Genomic DNA, 21,771 nt, shown 5'->3' with positions numbered 1-21,771 from the left:
CATGAGTGATTCGCAGAACGACCACCAGGCGCTGTACGACGCGTTGGTGCTTCTCGAGCGCGCCGACGAGAAGATCCAGGCGCTCGAACGCGAACGACGCGAGCCGATCGCCGTGATCGGCATGGCCTGCCGCTTTCCCGGCGGCGCGTCGGATCCGGAGTCGTTCTACGAAGTGCTGCGCGAGGGGCGCGACGCGATCTCGACGGTGCCGCCGGATCGCTGGGATGTTGACGCGTATTACGATCCCGAAGCCGGCGCGCCCGGCAAGATCCGCAGCCGCTTCGGGGGCTTCGTGCCTGGTTGCGAGAACTTCGACGCGGCGTTATTCGACATCTCGCCGCGGGAAGCCGAGAGTCTCGATCCACAGCAGCGAATGCTGCTCGAGCTGAGCTGGCAGGCCATGGAGCGCGCGGGACTGGCACCGCTCGGCCAGTTCGACAGCCGGACCGGCGTGTTCATCGGCATTTCCGGGTCTGACTACCTCCGCTTCATCAGCCAGGACGATGCCCGGCGCATCGACGCGTACCTGGGCACCGGCAACGCTCACAGTTCCGCGTCGGGGCGGCTGTCGTACTTCTTCGGCTTCAAGGGGCCGTGCGTGTCGCTCGACACCGCATGTTCCTCATCCCTGGTGGCGGTCCACCAGGCATGTCACAGCTTGCGCTCGGGCGAAAGTGACCTCGCGCTGGCGGGCGGCGTCAATCACCTGCTGATGCCGGACATGTCGATCAACTTCTCTCGCGCGCAGATGCTGGCCCCCGACGGCCGTTGCAAGAGCTTCGACGCCCGCGCCAACGGCTACGTGCGTGCGGAAGGCGGCGGGATCGTCGTGCTCAAGCGACTGTCGGCGGCGTTGGCGGCTGGCGACCCGATTCTGGCGGTGATCCGCGGGTCTGCCGTGAACCAGGACGGCCGGTCCAGCGGCCTGACGGTTCCCAATGGGCCGGCCCAGCAGATGGTGATTCGCGACGCGCTGAAGAGTGCCGGCCTGCCGCCGTCTGCCGTGAGCTACGTCGAGGCCCATGGCACTGGCACGGCGCTCGGCGACCCGATCGAGGCCGACGCCCTCGGCGCCGTGTTCGGCGAACGCCCGCACGACCATCCACTCTGGATCGGTTCGGTCAAGAGCAATATCGGCCACCTCGAATCGGCCGCCGGAATCGCGAGCCTGATCAAGGCCGTGCTGTGCCTGCAGCACAAAGAACTGCCGCGAAGCCTTCACTTCGAGACGCCGAGTCCGCACATCTCGTGGCCCACGTTGCCGATTCAAGTAGTCGGCACGCGCATTCCCTGGAACCCGGACCAGGCCACCCGCGTGGCCGGTGTCAGCTCGTTCAGCTTCAGCGGCACCAATGCACATGTCGTGCTCGAAGAGTCCGCCCCCCACGTCGCGGCGACCGGGCGTCGCGAGCTGGAGCCGCCGCGATCGATGCACGGTCTGGCGCTGTCGGCCCGCACCGACGCGGCGTTGCGCGACCTGGCCGGGCGGTACGCCGACCGATTCGCCGGCCTCACCGAGGCCGACTTGCCTGACGCCTGCGCTACCGCGGCGCTCTCGCGCACCCATCTCGAGTGCCGTCGGCTGTTCGTCGGTCAGTCGACAGAGGCGATCCGTGCGTCGCTCGCGGAATTTGCCACGAGTGCTGAAACGAAAGTGGTCGAAGGCGAGCGATCAGCGATCGGCTTCATGTTTACCGGGCAGGGTTCGCAATACCCGAACATGGGTCGTGGGCTGTATGAATCGGAACCTGTATTTCGGGACACCGTTCAGCGGCTGGCCGGCGTGCTCGACCACGAGTATGGCGTGCGACTGCTCGAGGTGCTCTATCCGCCCGCCGATTCCTCGCGGCTCGGGCCAAGCGCGTTGGACGACACCGCGTTCACGCAACCGGCGCTGTTCGTGGTCGAGTACGCGCTGTCGGAGCTCTGGCGATCGTGGGGCATCGAACCCGATGCCGTCGCCGGGCACAGCGTCGGCGAATATGTCGCCGCGGCGGTCGCCGGCGTGTTCAGCGCCGAAGATGGCTTGAGGCTAATCGCACAGCGGGCGCGATTGCTCTCCCAACTGCCGGCCGGCGGCGGCATGGTCTCGGTCTTTGCCAACCAGGCCACGGTGTCCCGGGCGATCGCGGGTCTTTCCAAAGAGGTCGCAATTGCCGCGGTCAACGGCGCCGACCATGTCGTGATCTCGGGCACGCTCGACGTGCTGGCGAGGGTCACGGACTCGTTCCGTGCGCAGGGGGTGCAGACCAGGGCACTCAATGTCTCGCACGCGTTTCACTCGCCGCTGACCGACCCGATCCTCGACGACTTCAGGCGCAGCGCCGCGGCGATAGCCTTTCACGAACCGCACCTCGACTTCGTCTCGGCGTTGACGGGGCGGCTGGCCTCGGGCGAGGTGTCCACGGCGGAGTACTGGGTGCGGCACATCCGCCAGCCGGTGCTGTTCCACGACGCCCTCCGCGAGCTGGCGGCCTTGAACTGCGGACTTCTCGTCGAGGTCGGGCCGCAGCCGGTGCTGTGCGGGCTCGCCGAGCAGGACCGCGGCGATCGGCCGCGATGGTGTCTGCCAAGCATGCGTCGCAATCGCGACGATCACGCCCAGGCGCTCGAGACCCTCGGAGAACTGTACGCGCACGGGGTGCCGGTCAACTGGGCCGCCTACTACCGCGGTCGCCAGTCGCGGCGCCTCGCGCTGCCCACCTATCCATTCGAGCGCAGGCGCCACTGGTTTACGCCCGCGCGGTCACGGGCGGGCGAGGCGGGCGCGCTGGTCGAAGACCCGCGCGCCACCGGTGTGGCCGCCGGTCACCGGCAGTTTCGCTCGGATGACTTCGTTGCCGGCCATCGCGTGTTCGGCGAGGTCGTCGTTCCGGCCGCGGCGCTGATCGAGATGGCACTCGCGGCGGCGCACCAGTCGCCGGCTGCGCCTTCTCTTCTGGAAGAGTTTCGCATTCATCGCGCGATGCCGATCGCCGCCGACTGCACCACGCAGGTCCGGCTCGTCGCGGCTGCCGGCGCCGGTGATGATCGCCATGAGTTCCATGGCCGGGACGATCAGGAGCCTGGCGGCGACTGGTCAACGTACGCCAGCGTGCGAATCACGCCGAATCGTACGCCGGATCCGCCGCCGGCCGTGGCAGTCGACAGCCTGCGCGCGCGCTTCGCGGCCGAAACGCCGGTGCCAGAGTTCTACGCGCGATGCCGCGCCCTTGGCTTCGACTACGGCACCGGGTTTCAGCTCATCACGCAACTCCTGACTCGGGACGGCGAAGCGCTGGCGCGCATCCAGCGGTCGGAGCGGGCGTCGCTGATGGTCCGCGCCGACGTGCTCGACACCTGTACGCTCGACTCGTGCTTCCAGGCGTTGATGTCGCTGCTGCCCGCCGCGCATGGGGCCGGCACGACCTGGCTACCGGTGGGCGTGAGGCGACTGCGCGTGCTGCGGCCGCCACCGGCGTCATTCTGGTGCCATGCGATCCTGCAGCCCTCCGATGCGAACCAACTGTCCGCGGATCTGCGCCTCATTGATGACAGTGGTCAAGTCATCGCGGTCGTCGAGGGCCTCGAGGCGCGCCAGGCGTCGAGCCCGGATGTGTCGTCGGCTGGCGCGGGCCTGGAACAGTGTCTCTATCGGCCGTCCTGGGTGCGACGCGGGCTGATTCACCCGGCGTCTGGCGCCTCGTATCTGCCGGCCCCGGCCGATCTGACAGACACGTTGCAGGGCGAACTGAACAATGCCGCGGACGCGCTCGATCTCGAGCGCTGTGGAGAGGGCCTCGCAGCGGTCAACGCACTTACCGTCCACTACATTGCGTCGGCGTTTCGCCAGTTGGGCTGTGCGCTGCAGGCCGGCGAACAATTCTCCCCGGCGACCATTCACGTCGTCACCCGCCACCAGGTGTTCCTGCAGCGGCTGGTTGCGATCCTTGAAGAAGCGGGCGTACTTCAGCGCGACGGCGATCGCGATCAGTGGCTCGTCGCGCGCACGCCCGACGCCGCCAATCCCAGCGAAGCCAACCAGGCGCTGCGCGAGCGGTATCCGGAGATCCTCACCGAGTTGACGCTGGTCGACCGCTGCGGGTCGGCCCTGGCCGAAGTGCTCGCGGGCAGCCGCGATCCGCTCACCGAGTTGCTGTTTCCGCCGAACGAGACGGTGACCGCCGCGGCATTCTTCGGCGAGGCGCGAGCGTCACAAGCCCTCAATCGCGTGATGACCGCGGCTCTCGATATGGTGGCGCGGCAGGTTCCCGGCCGGCGCGGCGTTCGGATTCTGGAGGTCGGTGCCGGCATGGACGGCACGGTCCTGGCCTTGGCGCCGCGGCTCGACGGAGCGAGGGTCGAATATCACCTGGCCGACGTCTCAGGCGGAGCGTTCACGGCCATCGCCGAGGCGGCGACCGAACGCACGCGGGCGAAACTTGCGGACTTCCCGTTCGTCACCTTTCATCGGCTCGATCTCGAGCGGGATCCCGCCGAACAGGGTTTCGCCGCCGGTGCCTACGACATCGTCATTGCCCCCAACATCCTGCACGCCACGCGGGACCTCGGGCGAAGCGTGACGAACCTGAGGCGCCTGCTGGCGCCGGGCGGTTTGTTCCTGATCGTCGAAGGAACCGCGCCGCAGCCGTGGGTCGACCTGGTTTACGGCATGACGGCGCCGTGGTGGAGCTTCAGCGATATCGAGGTCCGCCCGAATCACCCGGTAATCGCACCGTCACGGTGGAGCGCAGTGCTGGCCGCTTCCGGATTCGCCGATCCGCAGACCTTTGAGTGTGCACCCGCGCATCAGGCACTGATTATTGCCAGCGCCGCTGACACCCCGGCTGCACCCCCGGCCCGTCTCGAGCATTGGCTGATCTTCGATGACCAGCAGGGCCTGGGCGTCGAGGTCGCGCAGCTGTTGTCGCTCTCCGGTGCGACGTGGACGCTGGTCATACCGGGGAGCGGGTTCTCGCGCGTCGATGACCAGACGGTGACGATCGACCCGACGGGGCGCGCCGATTACGACCGCCTGCTCATCGGCCCGGATGCCGGCAGCATCAGCCACTGCGTGTACCTATGGCCGGCGAATGTGACATTGACGGCCGACCGGACCCTGCCCGAGGCGGCCCAGCGGCTCTGCGAATCCACGCTCTACCTGACGCAGGCGCTCGCCACGCAAGCGGTGGCGCCGCGGCTTGCGATCGTGACGAGAGGTGCCGTGTCGGTGACCGGCGAAGCGCTGCCCGGGCTGGTCGCGTCGCCACTGTGGGGGATGGGCAAGAGCATTGCGCTGGAGCATCCGGAGCTTCATTGCCTGTGCATCGATCTGCCCCCGACGCCACGCTCCGACGACGCCAGCTGCGTGCGCGACGACCTCCATTACTCGACCGACGACCAGGTCGCCTATCGCGGCGAGGATCGTCACACCGCTCGAATTGTCCGGAGCGACGCCACCGGCGGAAGCACGTTCACGTGCCGGCCGGACGCGACCTATTTGATCTCGGGCGGCCTGGGCGACCTTGGCCTGCATGCGGCTGAGTGGCTGGTGAGCCGGGGCGCGCAGCATGTGACGCTGGTCGGGCGCAGTCGCGCCCGGCGTGAGGCCGAGGAGCGGATCGAGCGCCTGAGACAGGCGGGAGCGCGCGTAGCCATCCACCTGGCCGACGTGTCCGACCCTCTGCAGGTTGGTGCGCTGTTCGCGCTGTTCGAGGCGTCGCTGCCACCGCTTCGCGGGATCATCCACGCCGCCGGTGTCTTCGACGACGGCACGCTTCGCGAGTTGACGGGGGCGCGGTTGGCGGCGGTGCTGAGCCCCAAAGTCGCCGGTGCGTGGGCGCTCCACCAACACTCGCGAGAGCTGCCGCTCGATCTGTTCGTGCTGTACTCATCGGCGGCGTCGCTGTTCGGTTCGGCCGGCCAGGCGAATTACGTCAGCGCGAATGCCTTTCTCGATGCCCTCGCGGCGGCGCGGCGCGCCGAGCGCTTGCCGGCGGTGAGCATCAACTGGGGCGGCTGGCAGGCCATCGGCCATGCCGCGCGGACCGGTGCGGATCGCGCACTGCGGAATCGAGGCATCGGCTCCCTGACACCGGCGCAAGGCGCCGCGGCGCTCGATCGCGCGTGCGACAGTCAGCACGCACAACTTGGTGTCGTGCGCGTCGACTGGCCACGGTTCTTCGCCGCACAGGTGTCGCCGTCGCCGATGTTTGCCGCGTTCGCCGAGGGCGCGCGAGGCCAGGCCCTGCCGGCTCTGCTGGAGACGATCGGCGGACGGTCCCTCGACGATGTCCATACGTGGTTGCTGCAGTACGTGGCCTCGCAAGTCGCCGCGGTCCTCGGCCTCGCCTCCGCGGATGACGTCTCGACCGGCCGGCACTTCTTCCAGATGGGCATGGATTCGTTGACGGCGATCGAACTTCGCAGCCGGTTACAGCAAGGTCTCGAGCATGCCTTGCCCGTGACGGTCGCCTTCGACTACCCGAGCGTACCGGCGATGGCCGGGTTCCTGGCGAAGCCCCTTCACGATCGGATCGCCGCTCACCGACCGGGTGCAGCCGGAGTCGCCGCGCGTGCGATCGAGCGCACCACCGATCACGGGACGGCCACCCGTCTGCCCGCTGCGCCGATCACTGGTGCGGCCGCTGCGGCCGAACCGATCGCCGTGATTGGCATGGCGTGCCGCTTTCCCGGCGGCGCCGACACTCCAGCGGCGTTCCTCGCCCTGTTGCGCGAAGGCCGCGACGCGATCAGCGAAGTGCCGGCCGACCGGTGGGATGTCGATGAGTGGTACGACCCCGATCCGGACATGCCGGGCAAGACCAATTCCCGGCACGGAGGCTTCGTTCCGGGTTGCGAGTACTTCGACCCCGCCTTCTTCGAGATCGCGCCACGCGAGGCCAGGAGCGTCGACCCGCAGCACCGCATGTTGCTCGAGGTCAGCTGGGAGGCGATGGAGAACGCCGGCCTGGTGCCGAGCGAACATGCCGGCACCAACACCGGCGTGTTCGTCGGGATAACCGGCAACGACTATTACCGCCTCGTGGCCGGCGGCGATCCGCGACGGATCGATGCCTACCTGGGCACCGGCAACGCGCACAGCGCCGCGTCGGGTCGGCTCTCGTACTTCTTCGGCTTCCGGGGCCCGTGTGTGTCGATGGACACCGCGTGCTCCTCGGCGCTGGTCGCCGTGCACTCGGCCTGCCAGAGCCTGCGCACCGGCGAAAGCGACATGGCGCTCGCCGGCGGCGTGAATCACCTGTTGCTGCCCGAGATGTCCGTCAACTTCGCCAAGGCGCACATGCTGGCGCCCGACGGCCGATGCAAGGCCTTCGACGCCAGGGCCGACGGCTACGTTCGCTCCGAGGGCTGCGGCGTGGTGGTGCTGAAGCGACTGTCGAGCGCGATGGCCGCGGGTGATCCGATCCTGGCCGTCATTCGCGGATCGGCTGTGAACCAGGACGGCCAGTCGGGCGGGTTGACCGTGCCGAACGGTCCCGCGCAGTCGGCCGTCATTCACCGCGCGTTGGCGATGGCCGGTGTCGCGCCAGCCGAGGTCAGCTACGTTGAGACGCATGGCACCGGCACCTCGCTCGGTGATCCCATCGAAGTCCACGCGTTGAACGCCGTGTTCGGTGAACGAGCCAGCGACCAGCCGCTCTGGATTGGATCGGTCAAGAGCAACGTCGGTCACCTAGAATCGGCTGCGGGCGTGGCGAGCCTGATCAAGACGATTCTCTGCCTGCAACACCGCGAGCTCGTGCCGAGCGTCCACTGCGACACCCCGAATCCCCTCGTCGACTGGGCCCAGCTGCCGATCAGGGTGGCCGCGCAACGCATGCCCTGGCATGCACCGCAACGTCGCCTCGCTGGCATCAGCTCCTTCAGCTTCAGCGGCACTAACGCGCACGTAATCGTGGAAGAGCCGCCGCCGGTGCCGGCTCGGCTCGAGTCCCCAGGGCCCGCGGTGGCGCGCAGCCGATACGGCCTGGCGTTGTCGGCGCGCAGCGAGCCCGCCCTGCGCGATCTGGCCGGACGCTACGCGGCGTTTCTCGCTGATCAGCCCGAAGCGTCGCTTGGTGACGTCTGCGGATCCGCGGCGATTTACAAAGAGCGATTCGATCATCGCGTGTGCGTGATTGCCGATTCTTCCGACGAAATGCGAGTCGCGCTCCAGTCGTTCGCCGCGGGCCAGCCATGCCGGGCGCCGAGCGTGTCCGGTCGCGCCAAGACCGGGGCCCCTCAAGCCAACGGCCCGGCCACGGCCGAACCAGGCAGGCGAGACTCCGAAATTGAACACCTGGGCCGGCAGTTCGTGCGGGGTGTTGCGGTCGACTGGGCCGCGTACTACCGCGGCCAATTCGTGCGCCACCTCGCACTGCCGACGTATCCGTTCCAGCGTCATCGTCATTGGTACGACGCCGCGGAGCTGTGCTATCGCACGGTGTGGCACGAGCGCCCACTCGATCGCCCGGCGATCACCGCCGGCGCAGGGCAGTGGCTGATCTGTGCGGACCGCCCATGGCCGGCGTTGGCTCGTGCGCTGGAGTCGGCCGGCCGCCGCGCCCTGTTTGTGTCGCCGGGACGCGAGTTCGCTCGCGACAGTGACGGGCACTGGCGGATCGACGCTGCGACGCCGGAGAGCTACGGCCGGCTACTCGCGGAAACCGGCGCGCTGGAAGGTGTCGTCTACGCCTGGCAGCCGACGGCCGATCTGAACACCGCCGCGGCCGACATTGGCGACTGCGGATTGTCGCGGCTCGCCGCGCTGGCGCGAAGCCTCGCCTCGCTGGCGGCGCCGCCGCGGTTGTGGGTCACGACGCGTGGCGCCACCTCGGCCGGCGCGGCACCGCTGACCGCGCCGTTTGCGACCACGCTTCTTGGCATGGCCCGTTGTTTGTTCCTCGACCATCCCGAACTGGCCGGTGGGTTGTTCGATTTTGATGACGTCGAACACGACGGCGATGCGAACCTGCTGAGGGACTCGCTTCTCGATGGGCGCCGCGAAGACTGCGTGGCGGTGCGCGATGGCCGGCGCTATGTGAGCCGGCTCGAAGCGTATCGTCCGGGTGACACGCCGATGCCGCCGTTCGCCCGTGACGGCGCGTACCTGATCACCGGGGGCCTCGGGGCCATCGGTCTCGAGATGGCGCGCCACCTGGCCGACCATCGCGCTGGCTGCCTGGTGTTGATGGGTCGTAACCCGGCGTCGGCGCCTGCGCTCCAGGCGGTGCGCCGCCTGGAGGAAAAGGGCAGCCGGGTGCTGGTCATCCAGGGCGACGTCTCGGACGAAACGGCCGTGACGGCGGCGCTGGCGACGATTGCCGCCAGTTCGTTCACCCTCAAGGGCATCGTCCACGCCGCCGGCGTGAACGATCGGCGTGCCACCACGGCACTCGAACCCGTCCACCTGCGGGCGACGCTGGCACCCAAGATCGCGGGCGCGCTGAACCTGCATCGGTTGACCAGGGACGTGGCGCTCGACTTCTTCATCTGCTGTTCGTCGATTGCGTCGGTATGGGGCAGCGCCGACCAGGCTCACTACGCGGCGGCCAACGCTTTTCTTGATGGCCTGGCCGAGTATCGACACGGGCACGGCCTGGCGGGGCTCGCCATCAACTGGGGACCGTGGAGTGGACCGGGCATGGCGCTCGGCGCGGGCGCACCGGTCGCCGACGCTGGCCTGCGGCTGCTCGAGCCTGAGCTGGCGTTGCAGATGCTCGGCCGCCTGATGGCCTCCCGTGAGAGCCGCATTGCGGTGGTTGATGTCGATTGGACACGCCTGAAGGACCTCTACCAGGTGCACGGCCGTCAGCCGCTGTTCGACCATGTGGGTGCGCCAGCCGCGAGTGCCGACAGCGGCGCAGCGGTGGCCCTGGTCGCTGACCTGGCCGCCACTGCGCCGGGCGAGCGCTTCGAGCGGCTGGCCCGTCCCGTGGAGACGCTGATTGCCGACGTGTTACGCCTTGCCGGCGACCACGCGATCGATCGCGAACTTGGCTTCTTCGACATGGGCGTTGATTCACTGATGGCCGTCCAGATCAAGGACCGCATTCGCCAGATGGTCGGGCGCGACTTCCCGGCGTCGCTGTGTTTTGACTACCCGACCGTCGTGGCGCTCGTCGGGCACCTGCTCGCCGAGTTGTTTCCGGAGCACGCAGGGCAGGCTGCCGGCCCGCCGTCACGCGCCGGCCGCGCCGTGCCGGATGCGGCAGCCGAGGAGGCCGCGATTCACGGCTTGTCAGACGAGGCCATTGCCGCACTGATCGAAGACGAGATGAAGGCGCTCAAGCTGGAATGACCGACAAACCCGCGAACCCCAACGCCGGTGAGTTGACGCCGCTGCAGAAGGCGTTGCTTACCATCCGGACGCTGCGCAAGGAACTGGACGCGGCGCACGCCGACCGGTCCGAGCCGATTGCGATCGTCGGCCTCGGCTGTCGCGTGCCTGGCGCCGACGGTCCCGTGGCGTTTTGGGAACTGCTGTCGCAGGGCCGCGATGCCATCACCGAAGTGCCGCGCAGCCGGTGGGATGTGGACGCGCTTTACGACCCGCGACCCGGCACCCCCGGCAAGGTCTACAGCCGCTTCGGCGGCTTCATCGAGCATGTCGACCTGTTCGACGCGTCGTTCTTCGGCATCTCATCGCGTGAAGCCGCGTCCATCGATCCGCAGCAGCGCGTGCTGCTCGAGGTTGCGTGGCACGCGCTCGAGCATGCGGGCATCGCGCCGTCGTCGCTCAAAGCCACCCCGACCGGTGTCTTCGTCGGCGTCACGTCCGCCGACTACGCCTGCCTGCAGCTGGAGCAGAACCGCCTGCCCAACGATCCGTATTTCAGTTCAGGCGCGGCGCTGAATGCGTGTGCCGGGCGGCTCTCATACGTGCTTGGCCTGCAGGGACCGTGCATGGCCGTCGACACGGCCTGTTCGTCGTCCCTGACCGCCATTCATCTCGCGTGTTCGGCGCTCAGAAATCGTGAATGTGACACGGCGCTGGCCGGCGGCGTGAACCTGATGCTCGCGACCTGGCCGCATGTCACCCTGGCCGCCGCTCAAATGGTCGCCGCGGACGGCCGTTGCAAGACCTTCGACGCCTCGGCCGACGGCTACGTGCGCGGCGAAGGCTGCGGGATGGTCGTGCTCAAGCGGCTTTCTGATGCCGCGAGGGACGGCGATCGCATTCTCGCCCTGATCCGCGGGACCGCCGTCAATCAGGATGGTGCCAGCAGCGGTTTCACCGTGCCGAACGGTGTCGCTCAGCAGGCGTTGATCCGGCGGACCCTGGACGCGGCCGGCGTGGCACCCGCGGCGATCGACTACGTCGAGTCGCACGGCACCGGCACGGCGCTCGGCGATCCGATCGAGGCCGGCGCGCTCGGGGCCGTTTTGGGCCGCGCCGGCGGGCGCGATCGGCCGCTCTTGATCGGTTCGGTCAAATCGAACATCGGCCACCTGGAGTCGGCGGCCGGCGTGATCGGACTCATCAAGCTGGTGCTGGCGATGGGTCACGGCCGGATTCCACAGACGCTGCACGTGCACCAGCCCAATCCCAAAATCGATTGGGACGGACTGAATCTCACGCCGGTCTCGGAATCGGTGGCGTGGCCGGGCGGCGACCGGCGCCGGCTGGCGGCGCTCAGTGCGTTCGGCGTCAGTGGCTCGAATGCACACCTGGTCCTTGAAGATGCGCCGGCCATCGTCATGGTGCGGCCGGAGCGCGACCGGCCGCTCCACGTGTTGGCCCTCTCGGCCAAATCGCCGATCGCGCTGGCCGAGCTGGCTGCCGCCTACGACGCATTCCTGGCCGGCCGGCACGACGATGAACTGGGTGCGATCTGCAGTAGCGCGAATCGCGGACGCAGCCATTTCAAGCATCGGGCGGCGATCTGTGCCTCGTCGGTCGACCAGTTCCGCGCCGGACTCGCCGGTATTCACGGTGGCGAGCCGGCTCCTGGGCTGTTTCTGGGCGGCGAACCGGCGCGCGGCCATCAGCCACCGTGGCCGGGCCCGGCCGCGCTCTCGCCCGACGCCACCCCGGCCGAGTGGTCGGCGTGGCTGCAAAGCCTGGCCGACGCGTACGTCCATGGTGTCGACGTCGACTGGAGCGCTCTCGACGGCTCGATCCCACACGCCCGGGTGCACCTGCCGACTTATCCGTTTCAACGCAAACGCTTTTGGATCGCGGAAAGAGAAGAGATCATGCCGCTGACGCCGACCCCACCGATCGCCGCACCTGCCGACGCGCTGCAACGCCATCGCGACGCGGTGCGGACCGATCTGATTGCGCTGGTCGCTGAAGTTTTGCGTGAACAGCCCGCCGACGTGCCGCGCGACGTGCCGTTTCTCGAAATGGGCGCCGACTCGTTGGTCCTGGTGTTTGCCGCCCGTCGCATCGACGAGCGTTTTGGGGTCAAGGTCGAGATTCGCCAGTTCTTCGAGGAGATTAGCTCCGTGGCAGCGTTGGCCGATTACGTCGCCGAGCGGGTGCCGCTGCCGGCGCCGTCCCCGGCGCCCGTGGCCCCGGTGGCCGTCGCCATCGCGGCCCCTGCCGCGGCGGTCCTGCCCGCCATGCCGACGTTGACCGACGCGTCGAGTGGGGAGGTCATGCGCGTCGTCCAGGCGCAGATGGAGCTGATGGCGCGCCAACTGGAACTGCTGGCGCGTGCCCAGGTGCCGGCTCACCCGACGCTGGCGATGAGTCTGCCTTCGCCGGCGGCGTCGACCCCGCCGTCGGCGAGTCCGTTGCCTGTGTCACCGGCGCGGTCATCTCCGCTCAACGATCTCAAGCATCCGGTCACCGCCAAGCCGAGCGGATTGACCGAGCGGCAACAGCGCAGCCTGGACGAGTTCATCCAGCGGTTCACCGCGCGGACGCAGCGATCGAAGGCGCTGGCCGAGGCGTGTCGCGATCGCCTGGCAGACAGCCGCGCGACTGTCGGGTTTCGTTTTTCGACCAAGGAGATCCTCTACCCGATTACCGGCGCGGCGGCGCTCGGTTCCTCGCTCGAGGACGTCGATGGCAATCACTACATCGACCTGACGATGGGGTTTGGGTCGTTGTTGTTCGGGAGTCGTCCCGATTTCGTGGTGCAGGCGATTGCCGCTGAACTTCAGCGTGGCATTCAGCTGGGCATGCGCTCTGACCTGATGGATGAACTCACGCGCCTGTTCTGCGAGGTGACAGGGAAGGCGCGCGTCGTGTTCACCAACTCCGGCACCGAAGCGGTGATGACCGCGTTGCGTCTGGCGCGGGCCGCCACGGGCCGGTCGACCGTGGTCATCTTTGAAGGCGCGTATCACGGCCACTCCGATGGCACGCTGGCGCAGCGGGCGGTCGGCGACACGCCGCTGGCATCAGAGCCGGTGGCGCCCGGCATTCCCGCCAACGTCGCGCGCGACGTGATCGTCCTCGAGTACGGCACGCCGGAGTCGCTGGCAATCATTCGCAGCCGGGCCCACGAACTGGCGGCGGTCCTGGTCGAGCCGGTGCAGAGTCGCCGGCCGGACTTTCAACCAGTCGAGTTCCTCCGCGAGTTGCGGGCGATCACCGCGGCGTCGGGCACGGCCTTGATCTTCGACGAGATGATCACCGGCTTCCGGGCCCATCCGGCCGGCTGCCAGGGCCTGTTCGGCATTGAGGCCGACATCGCGACTTACGGCAAGATCATCGGCGGCGGCATGCCGATCGGCGCGGTGGCCGGCATCCCCAGGTTCCTCGACGGAATTGACGGCGGTACCTGGCGTTACGGCGACCACTCGTACCCGGGCGCGGCGCGGACCTACTTTGGCGGCACCTTCTGCCAGCATCCGCTGGCGATGGCGGCGGCGCTTGCCGTTCTTCGCCACCTCAAGGCCGAAGGGCCGGCACTGCAGGCCCGGCTGAGCCAGCGCACCACCGCCTTTGCCGAGACGCTCAACGCTTTCTTTGTCGACGCGGGCGTACCGATTCGCGTCTCGCACTTCGCTTCGATCTTCCGCTTCGAGTTCTCCGGCAACCTCGAGTTGTTCTTCTATTACATGCTCGAGAAGGGCGTCTACATCTGGGAATGGCGCAACTGCTTCCTGTCGACCGCGCACACCGATGAGCAACTCGATCGGGTGATCCGCGCCGTCAAGGACAGCATCGCGGACCTGCGGGCGGCGGGCTTCCTGCCGGCCGCCGGGAACGCCGGTGACGCCGCCCTTTCCCCCTCACCTGGCACCTCGGATCCGTCCGGGAAGGCCCTTGCGACCGGGTTCTGGGACCGCGGCAAGTCGAAGCTCGGTCAACGCGAAAAGACCGGCTCGCCGGCTCGCGGTGCGGCGTCGGCGCGCAAGCGCGAGCAAACGCTCAGCTTCAGCCTGTCGTACTTCGGCAGCTACGAGCCGGCCTACTCGCCCGACAAGTACGACCTGCTGATTGAAGGCGCGCGCTTCGCCGATGCCGAAGGCTTCGCGGCGATCTGGATTCCAGAGCGGCACTTCCACGAGTTCGGCGGCCTGTCGCCCAACCCCTCGGTGCTCGCTGCCGCCCTGGCCCGGGAAACCAGGCGCGTGCACCTTCGCGCGGGAAGTGTCGTGGCGCCACTGCATCATCCGATGCGCATCGCCGAGGAGTGGTCGCTGGTCGACAACCTGGCCGGCGGCCGCGTCGGCGTCGCGTTCGCATCCGGCTGGCACCCGAACGACTTCGTGTTCGCGCCGCAGAACTTCGGCCGGCAGCGCGAGATCACGTTCGACACCATGGAAACCGTGCGCCGGATCTGGCGGGGCGAAGCCGTCTCGTATCGCAACGGCGCCGGCCAGGATATCGCCACCACATTGCACCCACTGCCGAGCCAGGCCGAGCTCCCGTGCTGGCTGACGATTGTCAATAACCCCGAGACGTACCGGAAAGCCGGGGAGCTGGGCGTGGGCGTGCTGACCAACCTGATGGGGCAGACGTTGGACGAACTCGCGGCCAACGTGGCGCTCTACCGCGAGACGCTGGCCGCACACGGACACGATCCGGAGGCGGGCAACGTCACCGTGCTCCTGCATACCTATGTCCGCGATGATTCGGCGCAGGCGATCAGCGAGGCGCGCCGGCCGCTGTGCGACTACCTGCTGTCGTCGATGACCCTGTTCAAGCAGCTCGTCAAGAGCCAGGGCCTGGCGATCGATCTCGACGCGTTGTCGGCCGCCGATCGCGAGTTCATCGTGCAGACCGCGTTCGACAACTACGTCGCGCACAGCGCCCTGATCGGTTCGCCCGAAACCTGCCAGCCGATCGTCGAGAAACTGATCGCGGCGGGTGCTGACGAGGTCGCCTGCTTCGTCGACTTCGGCGTGCCGACCGAGCTGGCGCTGCGCGGGTTGTCGTCTCTGAACGACCTGCGAAAGCGCTGGTTGGGTCCGGTCGGCGTCGCCGGGCCGCGGTCATTCCCGATGAGTGAGGCGCAGCGGCAGCTGTGGCTGCTGGCTCGGATCTCGGACGATGGCGCGAACGCCTACAACGATCCGGCGGTGCTGGCGATCGAAGGCGAGATCGATCGCGAGGCTTTCGCCAGCGCCATCACGATGGTCGTCGCTCGACACGAGTCGCTGCGCACCACGGTCGATCCCGATGCCGACCGCCTGATCGTTCATCCGCCGGCCCCGGTGACTCCCCGCGAACTCGACTTCTCGACCGCCAGTGACCCTGACCGCGAGGTGCGGGCGCATCTGCAGCAGGCGAATGCGACCCGGATCGACCTGGTGAACGGCCCGGTGTTTACGGTGACCGTGATCAAGACCGCTCGGCGCCGGCACGTCCTGGTGCTCGGTTCGCATCACCTGCTCACCGACGGCGCGTCGATGGTGAATGTGATCAACGAGCTCAACGACAGCTATTCGGCATTGCGGCGCGGCACCGCGCCGGCGTTGGCACCGCCGCCGCAGTATCGCGACTTCGTCCGGTGGCACCAGGAACAGGAATCGACGGCCGCCATGCGGGCGCATGAGGCCTTTTGGGTGGGGCAGATGACGCCGCTGCCGCCGCCGGCCGACCTGCCGACCGATCGCCCGCGGCCGGCCGTCAAGACGTTCCGCGGCGCCGTGCGGCACCTCGCAATTGACGAGGCGCTCGTCAGCCGCGCGGCCAGGTGTGCCGGCGCGCAGGGGTCAACGGTCTTCATGTTGCTGCTGGCAGTGTTCCAGGTGCTGCTGCACCGGGTGAGCGGCCAGGACGCCATGGTGGTGGGCTGTCCGAGCAGCGGCCGCGGCCTCGACCGAGGCGAAGCCGTCGTCGGCTACTGCGCCCATCTGCTGCCGATCGTCAGCACTATTCCCGCCACGGGGTCCAGCCGGTTGTCATTCTCCGGCCACCTGCGCCGCCTGCGCGGCACGCTGCTCGATGCCTTTCAGCACCAGGATTATCCGTTCGCGCGGCTGCTGAACAAGCTCGCCGTCAAGCGCGACATCAGCCGTACCCCGCTTGTTTCGACCGTGTTCAATCTCGAGCGGCCGTCGTATCGGGCGATTGACGGCGGCCTGACACTGGCCCCGTACCAGCGACAGGTCTCCTTCGCGCGCATGGACCTGACGCTGACGGCCAACGTCTTCGATCACGGCGCCGTGCTCGAGTGCGACTACAACACCGACCTGTTCGACGCCGCCACGATCGACCGCCTGTTGGCGCAGTATCGGACCCTGCTCGAGAGCGTGGTGGCCGATCCCGATGCCGACGTCCACGCCTTGCCGCTGCTGGACGAAGCGTCGCGGCTGCAGCACCTCTCGATCTGGAACGACAGCCCTGCGCAATCGGTCGAGCACTGCTGCCATCAGCTGTTCGAGGCGCAGGCAGCCACGCGGCCCGACGCCGTGGCCGTTTCCGAGCGACGTCCTGGTGGTGAACGCCTTTCGTACCGGCAACTGAACGAGCGCGCGAACCAGCTGGCGCACTTCCTGCGACGGTCGGGCATCGGACCGGAACAGCGCGTCGGCGTCCATCTGCGGCGCTCGGCTGATTTACTTGTCGCACTGCTTGGCACCATGAAGGCCGGCGCCGCATACGTCCCGATCGACCCGGAGTATCCCGCCGCGCGCCGCCAGCAGATCCAGGATGATGCCCAGATTGCGATGCTGCTGACGCAGCAGGAACTGCTGGCGGGATCACCCACGTCGGCAGTGTGCTGTCTCGACCGCGACCGCGCCACGCTGGACGCCGAATCGATCGAGACCCCGGCGGTGACCGTCAGCCTCGACCACCCGGCCTACGTGATCTACACGTCTGGATCGACCGGCCGGCCGAAGGGTGTCGTGGTGCCGCATGGCGGCCTGACGAATTACCTGCAGTGGGCGGCGCGGTCCTATTTGTCGAGCGCCGATGGCGGCGCGCCGGTTCTTGGGTCGGTGGGTTTCGACGCCACGATTACGAGCTTGTTCGTACCGCTCGTGGCCGGCGGATTCGCGGAACTGTGGCCGGAAGGCGACGAGTTGGCAACGCTGGCCGAGGTGCTCGGCGGCGATGCCGACTATCAGTTTGTCAAGATCACCCCCGCGCATCTCGAAGTGCTCAATCGCTTGTTAGCCGACGGACCGGCCGCCGGGGCGACGCGGCGCCTGGTGCTCGGCGGCGAGGCCATCTCGCCGCCGGCGCTCGCGGCCTGGACACAGCACGATCAGCTCCGCATCATCAATGAATACGGCCCGACCGAAGCGGTGGTCGGCTGCTGCACCTACGAGTTCAGCGGCCCGCCGGGCGAGTCGGTGCCGATTGGCCGGCCCATCAGCGGCGCGCGGCTGCACGTCCTTGACGATCATCTCGAGCTCGTACCCGCGGGCGTGGTGGGCGAGCTCTGCATTGGCGGCCGCGGCGTCGCGCGCGGCTACCTGGGGCGGCCCGACCTGACCGCGGCCTCGTTCATTCCCGATCCATTCGCCGGACGTGGTGGAGCCGGCCAGCCTGGCGATCGGCTCTATCGGACTGGCGACCGGGCGCGCTATCGGGCAGACGGGACGCTCGAGTACCTGGGCCGGGCCGACGGGCAAGTCAAGTTGCGGGGCTTCCGCATCGAGCTCGCGGAAATTGAAGCGGTGATTGCGCAGCGGCCCGGCGTCCTCGAGGCCGCCGTGATGCTGCGGGAAGACGAGCCGGGCAACCCCCGAATCGTCGCCTATGTGTGCGCCGCCGCGAACGAGACCGTGTCGATCGTCACGCTGCGCGATGAGCTGAAGCAGCTACTGCCCGAATACATGGTGCCGTCGGCCTTCGTGAGGCTGGCGTCGATGCCGTTGACGGCGAACGGCAAGGTGGATCGCGGGGCGCTCCCGGCGCCGGACCGCGAACGTCCGGAGCAAGCTGCCGAGTTCGCGGCGCCGCAGGGCGAGATGGAACGCGCCCTGGCCGGGATCTGGCGAACGGTGCTCAACCTGAACGAGGTCGGCGCCCGAGACAACTTCTTCGATCTTGGCGGCAGTTCGCTGCTGGCGGTCGAGGCGTACCGGCAGATGGCCACGATCGCCAACGGCAAGTGCCAGGTCATCGATCTGTTCAGGTATCCAACCATTCGCGCGCTGGCGGCCTTTCTCGGTGACGAAGCGGCGGTGCCCGAGGTGCGCAGCGACGTCGATCAGCGCGCGGCGCGGCAGCGGGCCTCGATCCGGAAGCGCGCGAGCCAGCGCAATCGCGTGGTTCCACAACCAAGTTGAATATGAACACCCACATCCCACACGAAGCGAGCGACGAGATCGCAATCATCGGCATGGCCGGGCGGTTTCCCGGCGCTGCTGACCTGGAGACGTTCTGGCGCAACCTGCGCGACGGCGTGGAGTCGATCGGCCGCTTCAGCGAAGCGGAGTTGCTTGATTCGGGCTTCCCGCCCGAGATGATCCGCCGCCCCGATTTCGTGGCCGCCAAGGGCATTCTGGAGGGCGCGGACCTGTTCGACGCCGCGTTCTTCGGTTTGTCGCCGCGCGAAGCCGAGTTGATGGATCCACAGCATCGGCTGCTGATGGAGTGTGCCTGGCAGGCGCTCGAAGATGCCGGGTACGACTCGGAACGTGAGCAGGGCCGCATCGCCGCATTCACGAGCACGGGCCTCAACACGTACTTGCCGTTCAACATCTGTTCCCACCCCGGGCTGGCGTTCAGCGTGGGTGGCTTTCACCTGTCGATCTGCAACGACAAGGACTTCGTCGCGACGCGCATCGCCTATGCGATGAACCTGACCGGCGCGAGCGTCAACGTCAGCACCGCCTGTTCGTCGTCGCTCGTCTCGCTGCATTTTGCGTGTCAGAGCCTGCTCGCCCATCAGTGCGACACGGCGTTGGTCGGCGCCGTGACGGTCCACTTTCCGCAGAAGGCCGGGCATGTCTACGAAACCGGTGCGGCCTATTCACCCGATGGCCATTGCCGCCCGTTCGACGCGACCCCCAGCGGCCTGGTCGACGGCAGCGGCGTCGCCGCGGTCGTGCTGAAGCGGCTGGACGAGGCGATTGCCGCCGGCGACCGCATCTGCGCCGTGATCAAGGGCACGGCGGTGAACAACGATGGGCGCAACAAGGTGGGCTACACGGCGCCGAGCGTGGCCGGCCAGGCCGCGGTCATTGCCGAAGCACTGGCCATGGCCGGTGTGGCGCCAGACACGATCTCCTACGTCGAAGCGCACGGAACCGCGACGCCGCTCGGTGACCCGATTGAAGTCGCCGCCCTGACGCAGGCGCTTCGGTCCGTCACGCCACGCCAGGCCCGATGCGGGCTGGGCTCCGTCAAATCGAATATCGGTCACGCCGATACCGCGGCGGGACTGGCCGGCCTGCTGAAGGTGGTGCTCGGGTTGCAGCACCGGCAACTCGCACCGACCTTGCATTTTCAGAAGCCCAACCCGGATCTGCAGCTCGACGACAGCCCCTTCTACGTTGTCGGCGCGCTCACCGACTGGCCGCGCGACAGCCGCCATCCGCGACGCGCGGGGATCAGTTCGTTTGGCGTCGGCGGCACGAATGCGCACGCCATTGTTGAAGAGGCACCGGAGCCCACCGTCGGTTCGAGCTCACGCCGCCACCAGTTGCTGATGCTGTCGGCCAGGACGCCGGCCGCGCTGCAGGACGCGGTCGCCGGCCTGGCGCGTCATCTCGACACGCATCCCGATGTGAACCTGGCCGATGCCGCCTACACGTTGCAGGTGGGACGGCGGGCGTTCAACCGCCGGGCCGTGGTGCCGGTCAGCTCACGGGAGGACGCCATTGCCGCACTTGCCGATCCCCGTCGGGTTCGTTTGGGCAGCGCCGGCGGCGCCGGCGTGGCGTTCATGTTTCCTGGACAGGGCAGTCAGCACCCGGGGATGGCGCGCGACCTCTACGACCACGAACCGAGTTTCCGCGCGGACGTTGATACCTGTGCGGAACAGCTGCAGCCGGCAATCGGTCTTGACCTGCGTCGACTGTTGTTCCCTGATGCCGGCGCCACCGAGACCGCCGCTGCCGAACTGCGGCAGACCGCCATCGCGCAGCCGGCGATCTTCGTGATCGAGTACGCACTCGCGAAACTGTGGATGCGCTGGGGCGTCCAGCCGTCGGCGATGATCGGGCACAGTATTGGCGAGTACGTGGCCGCCTGCCTGGCAGGCGTGTTCACGCTGAAGGACGCGCTGACGGTGGTCGCGACGCGTGGCCGGCTGATGCAGGGCATGCCCGAGGGCGCCATGCTCGCGGTGCTGTTGCCCGAAGCGGAGGTGGCGCAACTCGCGCCCGAGCTCGAAATTGCGGCCGTGAACGCACCGTCGCTGTGTGTGGTCTCGGGTCCCCTCGACCTGGTCGCCCAGTTCGAGGCGCTGCTGACAGAACGCCACGTGGCGCACCATCGACTCCACACGTCGCATGCCTTTCATTCGTCGATGATGGAGCCGGTACTGGCGCCCCTGGTTGACGCCCTACGCCGAATCCGCCTGAGCACTCCCACCGTGCCCGTGATTTCGAATCGAACCGGCGGCTGGCTGAGCGCGGAGGACGCCGTGCGGCCGGAGTACTGGGCTGGACAACTGCGGCACACCGTCCGGTTTGCCGACGGACTCGCCTGCCTGCTGCGTGACCATGCCGCGACACTGCTCGAGGTCGGCCCGGGGGGCACCTTGACCGGGTTGGCGAAGCAGATCGGCGCCGAACCGCGGGTTCGGTGCCTTACCAGTCTTCCGCACGCCAGTGATGCGCGCGACTCCCAACAGAGCGTGCTCGCGGCGCTGGCCGAACTGTGGCTGTCCGGTGTGCCAATCGATTGGCCGGCGTACTACGAGCACGAGCGCCGCCTTCGGGTGCCGCTGCCGACGTATCCCTTTCAGCGCCAACGCTACTGGATCGAGCCGCGCAAGCCTGACGCCGCGGCCTTCTCGCCCGAGCCCTCATCGCCGGGTGCTGCGATCGCCGCCCACGAGCCCGACATGGCGCCTTCGGCGCATGACCCGCTGCAGCGTCACGATCGTCCGAACCTCGACTCTGAATACGCCGCCCCGCGCAACGCCGAGGAATCGGCGGTCGCCGAGATCTGGCAGGAGGTCCTGGGCATCCGCCAAGTCGGCATCCACGACAACTTCTTCGACCTGGGTGGCCACTCGCTGCTTGGCACGCAAGTCCTGGCGCGCCTGCGGCAAGACCTCGGCGCCAATCTCGAGCTCACCGCTTTGTTCGAGAATCAGACGATCGCCGGCCTCACGGCCGCCTGGCTCGACCAGGCTGTTGACGGCGACGATCACGGCGCCGTCGCGCAGTTGCTCGATCGCCTGGACCGCATGACCGACGAGCAGGCCGAGGCGTTACTGGCCGAGACCCCGCCCACCCCACGAAACCGCCCGTGAG

General features: G+C 68.1%; 3 protein-coding genes. All 3 read left to right on the top strand.

From position 1 onward, the window contains the following. The first annotated feature begins 1 nt into the window (after position 1). From Q8T13_11015 to Q8T13_11005, 3 genes are read left to right on the top strand one after another with little or no spacing between them, the layout of a single operon-like run. Entirely contained in the window at positions 2 to 10,282 is a 10,281-nt protein-coding gene (locus Q8T13_11015; protein ID MDP3718284.1) for an SDR family NAD(P)-dependent oxidoreductase, read from the top strand. Continuing rightward, the gene (locus tag Q8T13_11010) at positions 10,279 to 18,630 is read left to right on the top strand and encodes an amino acid adenylation domain-containing protein (protein ID MDP3718283.1); all 8,352 of its coding nucleotides are present in this window, start codon (positions 10,279 to 10,281) and stop codon (positions 18,628 to 18,630) included. Before Q8T13_11015 ends, Q8T13_11010 begins: the two co-directional genes overlap by 4 nt. A 2-nt stretch (positions 18,631 to 18,632) precedes the next feature. Next, complete coding sequence (locus tag Q8T13_11005) at positions 18,633 to 21,770, top strand: beta-ketoacyl synthase N-terminal-like domain-containing protein (protein MDP3718282.1); 3,138 nt, start codon at positions 18,633 to 18,635, stop codon at positions 21,768 to 21,770. Position 21,771: the final 1 nt, after the last annotated feature.

This window comes from Acidobacteriota bacterium, from assembly GCA_030697165.1.
GTDB lineage: Bacteria > Acidobacteriota > Vicinamibacteria > Vicinamibacterales > UBA2999 > 12-FULL-67-14b.
Note: the sequence above shows the minus strand (reverse complement) of the source record. Positions and strands in the feature narration are given on the sequence as shown.

Coding starts and splice junctions, on each gene's coding strand:
- Q8T13_11015 (MDP3718284.1), top strand. CDS start 2: ATGAGTGATTCGCAGAACGACCACCAGGCGCTGTACGACGCGTTGGTG.
- Q8T13_11005 (MDP3718282.1), top strand. CDS start 18,633: ATGAACACCCACATCCCACACGAAGCGAGCGACGAGATCGCAATCATC.
- Q8T13_11010 (MDP3718283.1), top strand. CDS start 10,279: ATGACCGACAAACCCGCGAACCCCAACGCCGGTGAGTTGACGCCGCTG.